This window comes from Phormidesmis priestleyi ULC007 (genome assembly GCF_001895925.1).
GTDB classification, from domain to species: Bacteria; Cyanobacteriota; Cyanobacteriia; order Leptolyngbyales; family Leptolyngbyaceae; genus Phormidesmis_A; species Phormidesmis_A priestleyi_A.
Map to the genome: position 1 here is coordinate 33,911 of NZ_MPPI01000016.1, position 15,201 is coordinate 49,111.

Below are 15,201 nucleotides of genomic sequence, written 5' to 3' on the forward strand. Positions count from 1 at the left end.
TTTAGGGGGCGAAGATCTCAGCAATGACGAATCGAGACTTGTGTATACACAGTAGCTCCCGCAGGAGAGGGGTTTAGGGTGAGGGTTATTTCACATCGCATAATTCAGTATGACAAAAGTCATTAGAAACCTACTCATCAGATAACGAAAGTCGTAGAGAATCTCCCTAGTTCGTTGAGGTCGATTCATGACATTTTTCAGAGGTTTATTCTGTTTGTAATCCTTACGATGAAGTTATTCAAATTGAAGGTAAACCTATGAACTGTCTAACTTCAACCCACAATAACAACTTACTCTCTTCCATGCGGCAACAGCTTTCATCGATCGAGATTTGTCATCCCAAAGTTGCGCGATTGTTGTGCAAAATGATTCCGGCTCGTTGCCCTTTTGAGCGAGAAATTAAGCTTTTTAATCGCCCGATCGCTCACATTCCACCGTTCTGTAAACTCAACCCTTTCTACGACCAAATTGTTGAAATTCGTTTCAAGTCTCTCTCTTACTTAGCTGATCACTGTGGTGAAGATATTACCCTCTATTGTTAAAGGAACAACGATCATGGTAGCTACTCTTTTTGAAACACTCAAAGTCAACGTTAGCCTCATTTTTGCCCTGCTTGTGTCGAGTCCTTCGAGCATCGGTGCAGAAACGGTTCCTATCCCCAGTAATCTAAACGTTCCTAGTGGTCAACAACTGATTTTAAAAGCCTCTGCCAAAGGCTCTCAGATCTATGTTTGCACTCTGAAGACTCCCTATCCTGCTCAATATGAATGGACGCTAAAGGCTCCCGATGCCATCTTAGTGAATGAGCAAAGGCAATATCTGGCAAAGCATTATGCAGGCCCAACGTGGGAGGCAAAAGACGGCAGCAAAGTGGTAGCGATCGTAAAATCTAAGACAGCCGCACCTCAAGATCGCGCCATTCCCTGGCTGTTGTTAGAGGCACGATCGCACGAGGGCAATGGAATTCTTCGCTCAGTTAATTGGATTCAACGAGTGAATACGATTGGCGGAAAGGCTCCGGCTCAAGGATGTGACGAGTCCTTTCAAGACCGGGAGGTTCGAGTAAATTATACGGCTGATTATCTCTTTTATGGAGACTGACGTTTTAATATGTAGGGACACAATATATCGTGTCCCTACTCCAGGATTAAAAATGATCATTCTCTTAATGGGTGTTTCTGGCTCTGGCAAAACCACGATCGGAAAACTGTTAGCAACCTCTTTAGACTGGCAATTTAGCGATGCTGATGATTTCCATTCTCCAGGAAATGTCGAGAAAATGCGGCAAGGAATCCCGCTCACCGAAGCCGATAGAACGCCCTGGTTACGAGATTTGCAAGCCGCTCTAAAACGCTGGCTGCAAGAAAATAGGAATGTAGTTTTGGCGTGTTCGGCATTAAAAGATAGTTATCGTCAATTTCTGTTGATTGATCACGATCGTATCAAGCTAGTTTATCTCAAAGGATCACATCAGTTAATTGAAAAGCGATTGCAAGAACGACACAATCACTATATGCCAGAACAGCTTTTAGATAGCCAATTCAACACGCTAGAAGAACCACTAGATGCACTGCTGGTTGAAATCGCAGAGCCGCCCCAAGTGATTGTGAAGACCATTCGATCTACGTTGAAGATTTAGCAATTGTGATTGATCGGTTCAATCCGCCGGGGCACGCCGTGCCATGCCCCTACAATGCGAATCTGTCGCATTCGCAAATCAAATTGGTGTCACTCATTAACGTCAGTTCGATAAAAGTGGTTCGCTCCGGTTGTGAATTCGGGTAGCCCCCTAAATCCCCCAAGTTTGGGGACTTTGAAACTGGAGTCTTGGCTCAAAGTCGCTCAGAATGGGGGATTTAGGGGGCTGAAGCCGCTCTTGACGAAGCGAAAAAACTCGTCGAACTGACGTTAATTAGGCTACTGATATCCAGCAGCTTGCAGGGCAAACAAATGGGCGTATCGTCCCTCAGCTTTGACCAAATCTTCGTGGCTTCCCTGCTCTAACACTTTGCCCATTGACAGCACCAAAATTCGGTCTGCCATGCGAACGGTTGAGAAGCGGTGAGAAATCAGAATCGCCATCTGGTTTGAGGTCATCTCGCGAAAGCGATCGAAGATTTGCACTTCCGATTCGGCATCCATTGCCGAGGTTGGCTCGTCTAACACGAGAATGTCGGCTCTGGTTCGCATAAAGGCGCGGGAGAGAGCGATCTTTTGCCACTGTCCACCAGAGAGTTCGCGACCGCTCTTAAACCAGCGACCTAAGCGCGTTTCAAAGCCTTCGGGCATCTGCTCGATGAAGGGCAGCGCGTTGCCTTTTTCCGCCGCCTCAATCCAGCGATCGTGATCTTCTAAATATTTGACATCGCCAACGCCCACGTTTTCACCAACTTTGAACTGATATTGCATAAAGTTCTGAAAAATCACGCCGATGCGCTGCTGCAATATCTCTAAATTCCACAGTTGCAAGTCCAACCCGTCGAGTAAGATGCGTCCAGAATTGGGCGTGTAGAGTCGGGTCAGCAGTTTAATCAGCGTTGTTTTGCCGGAACCATTTTCACCGACGATCGCTAGCTTTTCTCCGGGCTTGAGATGGAATGAGACGTGATTGAGCGCGAGTTGTTCGCTGCCGGGATATTGAAAGGAGACATTCTCAAAGCGCAAGCCATCACCCGGACTGGTGCCGCGATCGGCATAGCCTTGCGGTTGAGGAATCTCTTGTTCTAAAAACTCATACAAGTTAGAGAGATAGAGGCTGTCTTCATACATTCCGCCGATCGCGCTGAGAATCGACGCAAACGCATTTTGACCTTGGCGAAACACGACGAGATACATCGTCAACTCACCGAGGGTAATGGCACCGACAATGGTTTCGACTACGATCCAAATATAGGCGAGATAAAACGCGGCAGTGCTAACGAGACTGAGCAGATAACTCCAGATGCCGCGACGGATGGTGAGGTTGCGGTCTTCGCTGTAGAGTCGATTGAAGATTGTGTTGTAGCGATCGAGCAACGTCTGCCCTAGTTGATAGAGCTTGACCTCCATGGCGGGGGCTTCATTGGCGATCAAAAACTCTAGATAATTTTGTTCGCGGCTTTCGGGAGTGCGCCAGCGAAATAGCCGAAAGGCTTCACCTGCAAAGCGCGTCTCGGCAACAAATGCCGGAACAGCCGCCACCATTAAAACCAGCACCGCCCATACCGAAAAATGAATCAGCAGACCGCCATAGGTGATCAGCGTCAGGCTGTCTTGCACCAATCCAAAGGTGCGCCCCACGAGACTGAGCGGACGGCTAGAGGCTTCTCGTCTCGCCCGCGTCATCTTGTCATAAAATTCTGAATCCTCGAAGTGAGCGAGGTCGAGCGTCAAGGCTTTATCTAAGATCAGCACGTTGACTTTTTGCCCCAATAAAACCCGCAACAGCGATTGACACAGGGCTAATCCTTGTTTGCTGCCTGCCAGAATTGCGACAACCAAGGCTTCTAATCCTAGATATTTTAGAGCAGTCCACTGATCGGCTGGAAGCTTTGATTGGGATGCGATGACCACGCTATCGACAATCAGTTTTCCCACATAGGCGACGACCGCAGGTAATAATCCTGCAATCAGCGTGAGGAATGCCAGAAATAGAGTGAGCCGACGATCGGTACTCCAAACCAGGGCGATCGCGCGTCCGCAATATTGAAAAATCGAGAGGGATTGAGAAACGCTCCGCAGATAGCGTTTTATAGGTGATGTCTGATTCATTATTCAACGATAACGTTCAGGGCGAATGAATCGCATCTTTCCTTTGAGTCGTCTGCTTTGTAGGGTTGCCTAGCTATGAGGCGAAATTGGGGTTGAGGAGCGATCGGAATCGATCGTCTTGCCGAATGCCATCAAAATCTGAGTCTGTCTTTGCCATCTCTCGGTACTCGGAATCTAGGTTAATGGCTTGTTGTAAGGTGGCAATGGCTAAATCAACATTCTTCTGCAATCCATAAAAGCAGGCTTTGTTGTACCAGGCTTCGTGATAGTCCGGTTTGAATTCCAGGGCTTTGTCATAGCTGGTGATCGCCTCCTCTTTGCGTCCTAAGGCAGACAGCGCATTGCCGCAGTTGTACCAAGCTTCGTGATAGTCCGGTTTGAATTCTAGGGCTTTGTCATAGCTGGTGATCGCCTCCTCTTTGTGTCCTAAGGCAGACAGCGCATTGCCGCGGTTGTTCCAGGCTTCGTGATAGTCCGGTTTGAATTCTAGGGCTTTGTCATAGCTGGTGATCGCCTCCTCTTTGCGTCCTAAGGCAGACAGCGCATTGCCGCGGCTGTACCAGGCTTCGTGATAGTCCGGTTTGAATTCCAGGGCTTTGTCATAGCTGGTGATCGCTTCCTCCTTACGCCCTAAGTCAGACAACGCATTGCCACGGTTGTTCCAGGCTTCGTGATAGTCCGGTTTGAATTCCAGGGCTTTGTCATAGCTGGTGATCGCCGCTTCATAGTTTCGATCAGCCGAGAGGATATTGCCTTTTTCAATCCACAAACTGGCTTGTTGATCTGGGGTCTGCTGATCCTCCTCCAAAATGGCTTGAATGTCCCGGATGCGATCGAGCCGCTGGGTATGACTCCATGCGAGGTATTCATCATAATCTCCCTGGAGTTCCTGCGTCAGTTTGCCGACGGTTTCGGAATCGGGGACAAACTCAAAGATGCCCGATCGCCAGTCAAAGAAGTCCGGCGCACGACGCGCAATGTATTTAATGCCAAAGGCGTTCAGAAAGAACACAAAACAAAACGAAAAATCATCGCGAAAGCGCTCTCGCTGCAAATTTAGATGCCCCAACACGCGCGGCACAGTGTCAAGCTTGTAGTAGTCGCCCTGACCGCCATAGCCCGACTTGACATAGGGGTCTAAAGACTTTTCTAACCCAGAAATAAACAGCACGTTAATGGATTGGAGATTGGGCAACGTCGCCACCCGTTGGTATAAGTTGCCATCGACCAATTCTTCTTTTAGCTCCAACCGCTGCATGAGCAACGCTGGCAAATCCGCCTGGAGCCGCTGCACCAAATCTGCCTGATCGCCCGGTACACAGCGGACAAAAAATAAGCTAAACCCTTCCGTGCGCTGGAGCGATCGCACCAGAGACTGATACGACTCTTCGGGATCAGCAACCACATCCGCATCCCAATCGATCTCCGTCGTCGCACCCATTTCACTCACTTCTACTGGCTCCCCCTTCATATCGGTCTAATGCCCGCTTAAAGCCATCCAACCCCCGCACCAGCGGATGCACATCATGCCAAACCTGCACCTCGCCCTCTCCATCAATGTAGCGATATTCTAAAATGCAGCGTCGAAACAGCAAACTGCGAAATTGATCATCATTCTCGGTAATCAGCTTATCTTGAGACACCCGCACCAACGCCTCCCACTCGTGCCCATCAATCACTTTCCGATAGGTATCGCGCAACTCCGAAATTGCCCGCTGCACCGATCGCGTCGAAATCGGCAACTCCCGCGTGTTCTGCAACGCCGCCTTCATCAAATTCATCAAGTTGCGAACGTGCCCGCCACTCATTTCACACAGCTTATTCAACGCCTCGATCGACTCAAACGCCGCCTCCAATTCCCCCTCCATGTGGGCAAACCGAAACCGTTGGCGAATCAATTCCTTCAGCGTTGCCATCCCGATTTCACTAATCTCCCCGTCTGGGGTTTTGAGCATCACCATCGGCAGCACCTCCACGGGCTTATAGCGCTCTTCCATTGCCGTCAGATGCACCGAATATGCCAAAGAAATCGGCACCGTGTAAATCACATGACAGTTGAGCGCCCGCAGTTGATCGCTGTGGTTGACAAAAATTTGTTCATAATTGCTTGGCTGATTTTCACCGTCAGAGCGCTCGATGATGCGATCGAGATTATCCACAATCAGGACGAGATCCTGAGGCTTGCGATCGCCCAAGGCACTCCCAATAAAGTCATTCAAAATGTCAATCAATGATTCTGCCTGTTGTTCCACCTGACGGCGAATCACTTGCTGCTTGCTGACATTGGTTTTGATCGTGGTAGAGACTTTCCCCAGCGGTGTCTCCGGTGTTTCATAACTCAACTCATCTAGCGATAACTCCGTCACCCCCAAATCTCGCAGATCTCTTAGCAGACGATTCACCCACTCCCGAAACTTGTCATCTTGACCGGGCTGCGATCGCAGTTTGCTGATCAACTGTCGGGCACAGGCTAGCAAAATATCGCTGTATTGGGTGTTTTCCGGTTCTAAATCACCATCATCGGCGGCAAAATAAACCACCCGAAAGCCTTGGCGCTGTAGGTGATCCTGAAGTCGCAATAATTCGGTAGATTTGCCCGCACCCCGATGTCCGGCATAGAGTTGACAGGTGACTTTTTCCGATCGGGCAATCTCCAACCCCAGCCCCGCCAAAATATCTTCCTCGCCCCGCACCGATGCACAATCGACCCAAGCCGGATCATTCGCAGGTAGTGGTCGAAAAGGATCGAAGGCGGTGTAAAGCTTTTTCCAAAAATCTGGGCTGGCGGTCATGCAACGAACCTAAAGCGGCACTTCGGTTTCATTGTCCCACGTAAAGCCTATGCAGTGGTTCTACTGCGCTGGCGTGGGTATTTTCCCATCCTTGAAAACTCGTGTCTACCGACAGGTTTATAATCGTCCCTCAGCCCGTATCCGAGCCAGGAAGCGAGAAGGAGTTGCGTTCGTGCGAAGTTGCTGGACTTGTAAAAATTCCTGTTGGATTTCTGTTTCGATTTCAGCCGGATGATCGAAGTAATAGGTCATGGCAGCATGAGCTTCGGCAGGGTGAAGGTAAGGGTGCTGATGACAGATTTCATCAACCGACCAACCATGAGTGAGATAGTCCATGACTATCTGGGCGACCCGAATCCGAGGTAATCGTTTGAGATGGGCGGGGCGATCGCCGCTTTTTTCTAAATGGGGATAGGAGATGGGGAGCAGCATAAGCAAATTGCGATTGCAACAGGTTAGTGAGGGCTAATACTTTCCTACCTTGGTTTCGCTTCCGTAACGCCTATTTCACTGGCGAGGAATAGAGTGAGACGACGATCGGTACTCCAAACCAGCGCGATCGCGCGTCCGCAATATTGAAAAATTGAGAGAGATTGAGAAACGCCCCGCAGATAGCGTTTAAGTGGCGATGTCTGATTCATCTTTTCACGATAGCTTTAAGACGAATTCATCGCATCTTTCCTTTGAGTCGTCTGCTTTGGTGGGTTGCCTAGCTATTAACTTGGCAATCAAAGACCCAACGTAAAGCGGTAGGGTATGCCCACAAGTCCTTTGATTTGTCATCGCTGAGATCTTTGCCTCCTAAATCCCCCACGAGTGGGAGACTTTGAAACTAGAGTCTTAGCTCAAAGTCCCCCAGAATGGGGGATTTAGGGGGCTGAAGCCGACTGAAACGAAGCGACGAACGGACTTCTCCTAGGAGTCTTTCATCATCTCCTACAAGCCGTTTATGGTCGATCGTGGGTCTTTGATGATCGCTTCCGACTCTTGGCATTTGGGTCGTGAGGGGTTGCACTGAGTTCACGAGTCTCTACGCCTCATCGACGAGTCTTTGCATCTCGATCGCGGACGATTGCATTTCTCCCACGAGTCTTTTGGTGTCCTCTTCGCAGTGATGAATGTTGGGCGTTCCTGAATGCAAATATGAATTGCCCCCCTAGCCCCCAAGTTTGAGGGGAACCAGAATCTTAAAGTCCCCCAGAATTGGAGGATTTAGGGTTGGCGAGGGCTTTGCCCCACTTCGTGAGGAGGGCTTTAACTATTCGTGCAGGAGGTCTAAACTTAAGATCCTTAGGATCGTGGATTAAATAACCTGTAAAAGTCCTCTGATTTGTCATCGCCGAGACTTTTGCCCCCTAAATCCCCCACGAGTGAGGGACTTTGAAACCAGAGTCTTAGCTCAAAGTCCCCCAGAATGGGGGATTTAGGGGGCAAAAGCCGACCCAAACGCAGCGACAAAGATTGGTGTACACCGTAACTCCTGAGGGAGAGGGCGAGAAGTTACACCTTAATAAATCCACGTTCCTTAGAGTTTCTCTAGCTGGTGGCGCAGGTGGCTGCTGAGAAAGTCAATGCTGGTCACGACGAGCAGCAGCAAGAGCATCATGGTTGTCGCTTTAGAGTATTCAAACCCACGAATATAGTTGACCAACTCAAAGCCGATTCCCCCCGCACCAACAACGCCTAAAACCGAGGCAGAGCGGATATTGTACTCAAACATATAAAGGGTATATCCTAATCCGAGCGGCAGCACTTGCGGCAAGATGCCATACTGAGCAACTTGGCTCCATGAGGCACCGCCCACTTGCAGCGCTTTGATGGATTCTGGATCAACTGCTTCGATCGCTTCTTGATAAAATTTTGCTAAATAGCCAATCGTATAGATTGACAGCGCTAATGTTCCAGCAGTCGCTCCTAGCCCGGTAGCCGACACAAAGAAGAGTCCCAATACAATTGAGGGAACAGTTCGCACAGCATTTTGCAGCAAGGTTGCACTCCAGCGCAGCCAATCAGGGGTAAGATTTTGAGCCGACAAAACCGCGATCGGAACTGACAAAACTGCGCCGATCGTCGTTCCCCAAAGCGACATTTGCACCGTCTCAATCAGCGCTCGAATCGCCACATCAGTGACGCTTAAGTCGGGCGGAAACAGACGATAAATAAAGTCGATCATATGAGGAACGCTTTTTTGCAGCAGCGTTCCATTAATTTTTAATCCTTGCAGTGCCCATCCATACACTAGAACCAGTGCCGCAAGGATCATAAAGAGCTTGCTTTTAGACACAATCCAGCGAAACTTTACCCGAACGTCTTTCATCGCTCAACCTGTTCAGCAGTTTTAAAGTGGACAGCCAGGTTGTGACAGTCGCCGTCATAAAGAATTCGTCCTGCTTCAAAAATTAAGGCACGTCGGGCATAAGTTTGAGCGATCGCGAGGTCGTGCAAGACACTAATTATGGTCATGCCTTGATGATTCAATTGGGCCAACAGTTCCATTACGTGCCGCGTGGCTAACACATCAAGTCCGGCGGTTGGTTCATCTAGCAAAAGAATCGAGGGAGACTGCATCAGCAGGCGGGCGATCGCCACTCGTTGCCGTTGTCCGCCGCTCAATCGGCGCGTAATTTGATGGGCAGAGTCGCGCAGTCCAAACTGATGCAGAAGTTGGGATGCTTGGGCGCGATCGCGCGAATCAAATCCAAATAGTGTTTGCCACGACGATCGTTGCCCCAATCGCCCGCACAGCACATTGTCAAGCGCCGTCAGTTGAGGCACAAGTCCACCTCCTTGAAACAATATGCCAATCTCTCGTCGAATTTGAGGAATCGTTGCCGCTTGAATTGGAGTGTAATGCACATGAGCCGATCCTGATTGAATCGGCACTAGACCCAGGAGAGATTGTAGCCAGGTTGACTTGCCTGCGCCATTTAAGCCCAAAACCGCAACAAATTCTCCTGGCTGAATGGTGCAAGTGACACCTTGCAGAGCCGATCGGCGCAAAGACGGCAAATAAGCCGTTTGGAGATCAACGCACACGATCGCAGGATGGACTGAAGCGGTATAGGACGGCTGAGAACGTTGATGCATGATTGACCGACTGACGATTATTTGGCGTTGCAGAATGGGGATGAAACGACGGTAGGGGCCTGGCCCCTACCCAAATCATTCCTCTACTCAGTGATGCTGATGGCTTTAAGGCTCCATTCCTGCTTGTTTTAGCGCATTTTGCATCGGAGCCAAATGACGCGTATGGTCAATGCTCACTAACTCAGTTGAGTTATACAGATCTTTTAGCAACGCATTGTTAGCTGGCTCATTGAGTTTTTGTAACGCACTCATCACACGACCGCGCAGATCGGCGGGAACTCGATCGTCGATCGCAACTCCATGCGCCGGAACTCCTGAAATCGCATGAAGAATTCTAAGCTGCTGACTTTCCGCAGGCGTGATATAGGGAGCCTTGAGCGCATATTCCGATACAGCGGCGACCTCTGCTTGTCCTTTCAAAACGGCTTGCAGCGCTCCCGCGTAGTTGTTGCCATAAGTGACTTCGCCAAAAAATTCTTTGACGCGATCGCGGTTTTCAACCAGCCCTTGTTTCACCAAATCACCGACCGGAAAAATGAAGCCCGATCCAGAAGTCGGCGAGGTGAAGGCGATTTTCTTACCGCGCAGTTGCTCTAGATTTTGCTTGGCATCGTCTTTGCTTTGCAGGGGGCTGTCATTTCGCACGACGAACACCGATCGGTAGGTATGTCCTCCAGAATAATCGGGGCGCACTTCAGCTAAATAAAGCCGAGAACCTGCTAACTGTTCCGCTTTGAGCGCCGAACGGCTGCTGAGAAATGCCACTTCCGCTTGCTCGGCTTTCAGCGCTTCGACGGCGGCAGTATCATCACCAATCACGGCGATCACAGGCATTTTCAGTTCAGTTGATAAGAGAGCGGCGATCGCGTTGGCTTTGGTTTGTACCTCGGTTGCCCCAGACCGACTTGGAAAGACAACTCGCAACTGATTCAAGGAGTTAGCAGAGGCAGTTTGTCCTTGAGTTGCAGCCACTGGGTTTGAGGAGGTCGGAGGCTGAGTACTGCACGCGCTAATAAAGGTGGTAGTCAAGGCTAGAAATGCAGCACTGAGGTTAAAACTTGCAGTTCGATTTGATTTCATTACACGAGTCCGAGTTTAAGTGAAAAACGCCTTTATTAGAAGCAATTATCAGTAAGTCAAAGAGATTGTAAAGGCTTATGAGAACCAAAGTCAATAAGTTGTTGCAGACAGATTTACCAAAGTCATGCGGGTTATATCAAACGCTGGCTATGAGCTTTGAGCAACGAGACGCAGATTGCCATCACTCGATCGACAGAAATCTCGTCCAAGCACGTATTCCACTGCTCAAAGGGGCACGTCCCGTCATACCAACAGCGCTGCATCGTAAAGTTTTGAATCACCCGCTCTGGGCACTCTGGGTAGCCCTGCACGTTAATATGCGGCGCGGGTTGACCATACCAGGAAGGCCCAAATAAAGTAATAGACCTCCTGCACGAATCCGGGAACGCCCCCTAAGATCGCAGGGTGGGTTACGTCGAGAATTTTATTCATGCAGGAGGTCTAATGGTCGGGGTGCCGACTGCGGCTGCGATCCGAGCCGAACCCGTGTCTGAGGCAATCGTCAAATCTGACTGAGACAGCATCGCAGCAAGTTCTGTCAGTGTCCCCGGTTGCCAGATCTGGGCAGTTCCTCCGATCGATTCCACCAGTTCTGTCACCTGATTAGAATCTGAGCCGATCGGCACCACGATCGCGGCGTTCAATGTTTTCTGTAACTCTTGCCCTAATCGAATAAACTTCTCAGTTGACCATTGCTTGATCTGCATCCCCGAATCGCGATAGAGAACAACGATCTGGGGTTTAAAGTCCCCTAATTTTTCTTGTGCGTCCTGCTGTTCTTGTTGGGTTATATACAACTGAGGAGCCGCGATCGCATCGGCACAAATCAATCCTTCACTCAACAGAATTTTAATAAAGCGATCGCTGACAAATTGATCATCAGATGGCGATCGCCATAAATTTGTGACGACGCGAGTAGCACCACTCTGATGAATGATCTGATCAACGCGATCGTAATTAGTATCAGAAACAATCAAATCATACTTTTGTTAGCTGTGAAGTGTTGCGATCGCCTGCTTTAATTGACCCTTTTGAGCAATCTCAACATACTCAATCAACGGGTCAGCTTTGAGCAGATCTCCCCCTGGTGAAAACGTCAGAACGGTTAAAGTTGCATCGGGGTACGATCGTCCCAAGGCTTGAATAGCAGGTAAAGCGATTAAAACGTCGCCAATCCTCCCAATAGTTCAACAAACAGAATGCGATTCATGCAGCCTCTCTCAAATCCACGAACGCAAAGACCTCCGACTTCTTTAAAGAGTCGGAGGTCTGGATGGCTCAAAACCTAGCTAGGCTTAGGTGCCAGAAGTCCAGGAGTTGACATACTGGATTTGATCGGCGTTGAGCGCATCGATCGTGAAGCCCATCGCTTGCAGCTTCAACCGCGCAATTTCTTGATCCGCTTCTACCGGAATCGAATAGACACCGGGTTCGAGCTTGCCTTTGTTTTTGACCAGATATTCAGCGCCCATCGCCTGGTTGGCAAAGCTCATGTCCATCACCGCGCTGGGGTGCCCTTCAGCCGCCGCCAAGTTGACGAGGCGACCTTCACCCAAAACGATCACAGATTTGCCGCTCTTGAGCTTATATTCTTCGGTAAAGGTGCGAACAGTCTTAACTTCGCTAGCGCGTCCCTTTAAGGCTTCCAGGTCAATCTCGATGTCAAAGTGACCAGAGTTGCAGACGATCGCGCCATCTTTCATCGAGTCAAAGTGTTCGCCGCGAATCACGCCTTTATTGCCCGTGACGGTGACGAAAATATCGCCTCGCTTTGCCGCTTCATCCATCGGCATGACTTGGAAGCCATCCATTACGGCTTCGATCGCTGCCACCGGGTTGATCTCAGTGACAATCACATTTGCGCCCATGCCCCGCGCCCGCATTGACGTTCCTTTACCACACCAGCCATAGCCAGCAACCACAATGGTTTTGCCTGCTAATAGAATGTTAGTGGCGCGGATGATGCCATCCAAAGTCGATTGACCCGTGCCGTAGCGGTTATCAAAAAAGTGCTTGGTTTCAGCATCGTTGACGTTGATCGCCGGGAAGGTCAGCGCACCATCTCGGAGCATGGCACGCAAACGCACAATTCCGGTGGTGGTTTCTTCGGTGGTGCCAATCAGGTCAGGGAGTTGATGTTTACGTTGCTGAACCAAGGTTGCAACGACATCGCAGCCGTCATCAATGATGATGTTGGGACGGTGATCCAAGGCGATTTGAACGTGGCGGTGATAGGTATCGTTATCTTCGCCTTTGACCGCGTAAACGGGAATTCCATAATCAGCGACTAAGCTTGCCGCCACATCATCTTGAGTAGACAGCGGGTTGCTGGCAATCAGAATCGCATCAGCCCCACCTGCTTTCAGCGCGATCGCCAAATGAGCCGTTTCAGTCGTTACGTGGCAGCAAGCAGAAATCTTGATGCCCGCAAATGGCTGCTCTTTGGCGAAGCGATCGCGAATTTGAGCCAACACAGGCATTTCGCGCCCAGCCCACTCAATGCGCTGTTTGCCCATAGGCGCAAGTGCTAGATCTTTGACTTCGTACTTCAACCGAACGGGAGTTGCAGTCATGAACGTGTTTCCTCAGAGTAAATCAATAGTGGACTGAGAGAGATTTTTGATCTCTCCAAAAAAGTAACGTGCAATCTTCAGACCAATTCCACCCAAGTTCAAACAGTTTTCATTCCTGCAGAGGCTTCTGTTACCAATCCAACTGTGATTGAGCTGAGGGATAGCGGCGAGTTTATTCACGGCTATAGACTCTCTTGGCTAGGACGATCGCTTTCAACCTGACTAGTCCGTATGCTAGCCCGTATGAAAGCTGCCCTTACTGAGAGAGTGTCTTTGCTCTTAGGTTTACCGAGTTTTCGCAATAAGTCAAGTCAAGCCGGGAAATTTTGCTCGGTTATTCACGCTCACCTCATAAATTCTTCGTAAATATTAAGCTTTCTTCACACCGACAGGAGCCACACGGACGCAGGTACAAATTTACTATAATTAGATCAACGGATTTAGATGCTTTAGACCGATCGGGTAGACGATTTCACTCCCCAGAATGACCACAACCGTAGTGACAATCAACTACAATAGAGTTAAGAGATTTATCCCCTCAGCATTCAAAACTCAAACGTCAATATACACCATGCAAACGGGTCGATTCTTTTCACTGGGTAAAGGACGAGTCGGTCAATATCTTTCTCCTAGAGTTTTAGTGGTCAGAACGCCGTTTCAAAAAGCTGCAAAGCTTCGAGAGACTTGCTATTTTGGCTTTGAAAAAATCAGCCAAGCTCAAAAATTTGCCCATTCTTTGGCGAGTTCTGGCTATTTATTTCAATTGCAGCAGAGCGAAATGCTGACTCAGTTTCCTCACGAAATCAAACTCTCTGGAAACCCTGGTATTGCCAAGACCCTCGCTTATTGGGATCGATTAGACCAGAAGCAAATCGCCTCTGACAAAGCTCATTCTAGCCCTAGTCGCAATCAAAATCAGCGATCGCTCACCCGTCTCGTCGCCTAATGATTTCCCTGATTTTCAGGTTGCAACTGTCGTGGATTTTCACTACAATAGTACAAATGATTCAAGTTCTTACCCTATGACGAAACACTACATTCTGCACCTTGACCCTGCTGCCAAATATGAGTGGGATCGATGTTCGCTGCGTGACCCGATCACCGCCGATCGACCCGCCTTTGCTGACTTAATTGCTGAAGCTGTCGGTGAGCAACCTGGCTCTTATCTGGTTGCCGTCAATCTCGAAGTCACCGTTTTAGAGCAAACAGGCCCTCAATCTCAATCGGCTCCTGCCCACGAGTTGCCCACCCGAACCGCTCTGCCCCAACTGCAAGAACTGGTTGCCTAAGGTTCTCGTGCGGTTCCCATTTTGTCGTTCGTAGTCTCAGTCTGGGGTGACTGATTTGGCTACTGGCTACTCCACCGTCTTCAAGGAATGTCAGATATGAAACTGCGTTTAGGTCAATATCCCGCCGCGATCGCGCAAGCTGCCCAACACGTCAATGAGCTAGAGCAAAACATTGCTGAGATTCGTCAGCACCTGGCTCGACTCGAAGGCAATGCCGATATGGTCGTCGCCTTTGAAACCGCCCTTAAAAATGACAACCAGCGCAAAGCCCGCCGTTTTGAGGTTTTGCAAGTCAACCACGAATATTCTCACGCGATCGATGCCCTCAACCGGGCCGCCACCGAAAAAGCCAACGCCCTGGCTCATCTAGAACACTTGCGAAATGAGTTTAGCGTCGCCAAGCTAGAAACCCGACTGACGATCGCTCAACAACTTACAGGTCTAGAGTCTCGTGAACTCGTTGGGTTATAGTGACTCACGACTAAATCACTAAAAGCAGTAGAGCAAATCGGTTCTACTGCTTTTTTGTAGAGAGATGATCTACAAAAAAAATGACCCCCACCCAAGGTGCTTGGGTGGACGCACAAATCTCTCGATTCGTCATTGCCGAGATCTTCGCCCCCTAAATCC

At 49.4% G+C, this 15,201-nt stretch carries 18 protein-coding genes; 6 read left to right on the top strand and 12 right to left on the bottom strand.

The annotated features are described in order from the left end of the window. Positions 1–257: 257 nt before the first annotated feature. Genes BRW63_RS15005 through BRW63_RS15015 form a run of 3 tightly spaced genes read left to right on the top strand, consistent with a single transcriptional unit; the run spans position 258 to position 1,639 of the window. Positions 258–542 carry a Mo-dependent nitrogenase C-terminal domain-containing protein gene (locus BRW63_RS15005; RefSeq protein ID WP_073072445.1) on the top strand — a complete coding sequence of 95 codons (285 nt, stop codon included), beginning with the start codon at positions 258–260 and terminating at the stop codon, positions 540–542. Between the two features lie 13 nt (positions 543–555). After that, positions 556–1,101, top strand: coding sequence for a DUF3455 domain-containing protein (locus BRW63_RS15010; protein ID WP_073072446.1), 546 nt, complete (start codon positions 556–558; stop codon positions 1,099–1,101). 52 nt (positions 1,102–1,153) lie between these two features. Continuing rightward, positions 1,154–1,639: a gluconokinase gene (locus tag BRW63_RS15015; RefSeq protein WP_073072447.1), complete on the top strand. Its 486-nt coding sequence runs from the start codon at positions 1,154–1,156 to the stop codon at positions 1,637–1,639. A gap of 278 nt (positions 1,640–1,917) precedes the next feature. Here BRW63_RS15015 and BRW63_RS15020 read toward each other — a convergent pair whose 3' ends face one another. The 12 genes from BRW63_RS15020 to ahcY all read right to left on the bottom strand — a co-directional run bounded on the left by BRW63_RS15020 (position 1,918) and on the right by ahcY (position 13,282). Next, the gene (locus BRW63_RS15020; protein WP_073072448.1) at positions 1,918–3,750 is read right to left on the bottom strand and encodes an ABC transporter ATP-binding protein; all 1,833 of its coding nucleotides are present in this window, start codon (positions 3,748–3,750) and stop codon (positions 1,918–1,920) included. Between the two features lie 73 nt (positions 3,751–3,823). After that, positions 3,824–5,191 (bottom strand): tetratricopeptide repeat protein, encoded by a 1,368-nt coding sequence (locus tag BRW63_RS15025; RefSeq protein WP_073072449.1) that lies wholly within the window; start codon positions 5,189–5,191, stop codon positions 3,824–3,826. Between the two features lies 1 nt (position 5,192). Next, positions 5,193–6,542, bottom strand: coding sequence for an ATP-binding protein (locus tag BRW63_RS15030; protein WP_073072450.1), 1,350 nt, complete (start codon positions 6,540–6,542; stop codon positions 5,193–5,195). Positions 6,543–6,659: 117 nt separating this feature from the next. Continuing rightward, positions 6,660–6,974, bottom strand: coding sequence for a DUF433 domain-containing protein (locus BRW63_RS15035; protein WP_073072451.1), 315 nt, complete (start codon positions 6,972–6,974; stop codon positions 6,660–6,662). Positions 6,975–7,018: 44 nt separating this feature from the next. Next, the gene (locus tag BRW63_RS28310; protein WP_181314403.1) at positions 7,019–7,183 is read right to left on the bottom strand and encodes a hypothetical protein; all 165 of its coding nucleotides are present in this window, start codon (positions 7,181–7,183) and stop codon (positions 7,019–7,021) included. Between the two features lie 884 nt (positions 7,184–8,067). Further along, positions 8,068–8,859, bottom strand: a complete 792-nt coding sequence (gene phnE, locus BRW63_RS15040) for a phosphonate ABC transporter, permease protein PhnE (RefSeq protein ID WP_073072452.1) — start codon at positions 8,857–8,859, stop codon at positions 8,068–8,070. Then, positions 8,856–9,629, bottom strand: a complete 774-nt coding sequence (locus tag BRW63_RS15045; RefSeq protein WP_073072453.1) for a phosphonate ABC transporter ATP-binding protein — start codon at positions 9,627–9,629, stop codon at positions 8,856–8,858. Before BRW63_RS15045 ends, phnE begins: the two co-directional genes overlap by 4 nt. A 105-nt stretch (positions 9,630–9,734) precedes the next feature. Beyond that, the gene (locus BRW63_RS15050; protein ID WP_073072454.1) at positions 9,735–10,709 is read right to left on the bottom strand and encodes a phosphate/phosphite/phosphonate ABC transporter substrate-binding protein; all 975 of its coding nucleotides are present in this window, start codon (positions 10,707–10,709) and stop codon (positions 9,735–9,737) included. Positions 10,710–10,840: 131 nt separating this feature from the next. After that, positions 10,841–11,020, bottom strand: coding sequence for a hypothetical protein (locus BRW63_RS28945; RefSeq protein WP_219898560.1), 180 nt, complete (start codon positions 11,018–11,020; stop codon positions 10,841–10,843). A gap of 117 nt (positions 11,021–11,137) precedes the next feature. Further along, on the bottom strand, positions 11,138–11,686 hold the full coding sequence (locus BRW63_RS28950) for a glycosyltransferase family 9 protein (RefSeq protein WP_223257393.1): 549 nt from the start codon (positions 11,684–11,686) through the stop codon (positions 11,138–11,140). A gap of 12 nt (positions 11,687–11,698) precedes the next feature. After that, positions 11,699–11,845, bottom strand: coding sequence for a hypothetical protein (locus BRW63_RS28955; protein ID WP_219898566.1), 147 nt, complete (start codon positions 11,843–11,845; stop codon positions 11,699–11,701). A 159-nt stretch (positions 11,846–12,004) separates the two neighbouring features. Next, on the bottom strand, positions 12,005–13,282 hold the full coding sequence (gene ahcY, locus BRW63_RS15060; RefSeq protein WP_073072460.1) for an adenosylhomocysteinase: 1,278 nt from the start codon (positions 13,280–13,282) through the stop codon (positions 12,005–12,007). Between the two features lie 571 nt (positions 13,283–13,853). On the opposite strand from ahcY, the gene BRW63_RS15065 reads away from it, so the two are divergent. The 3 genes from BRW63_RS15065 (at position 13,854) to BRW63_RS15075 (ending at position 15,042) form a co-directional block, all read left to right on the top strand. Next, the gene (locus BRW63_RS15065; protein ID WP_073072462.1) at positions 13,854–14,228 is read left to right on the top strand and encodes a hypothetical protein; all 375 of its coding nucleotides are present in this window, start codon (positions 13,854–13,856) and stop codon (positions 14,226–14,228) included. A 76-nt stretch (positions 14,229–14,304) separates the two neighbouring features. Next, the gene (locus BRW63_RS15070) at positions 14,305–14,571 is read left to right on the top strand and encodes a hypothetical protein (protein ID WP_073072464.1); all 267 of its coding nucleotides are present in this window, start codon (positions 14,305–14,307) and stop codon (positions 14,569–14,571) included. A 96-nt stretch (positions 14,572–14,667) separates the two neighbouring features. After that, positions 14,668–15,042 (top strand): hypothetical protein, encoded by a 375-nt coding sequence (locus BRW63_RS15075; protein WP_073072466.1) that lies wholly within the window; start codon positions 14,668–14,670, stop codon positions 15,040–15,042. Positions 15,043–15,201 lie beyond the last annotated feature (159 nt).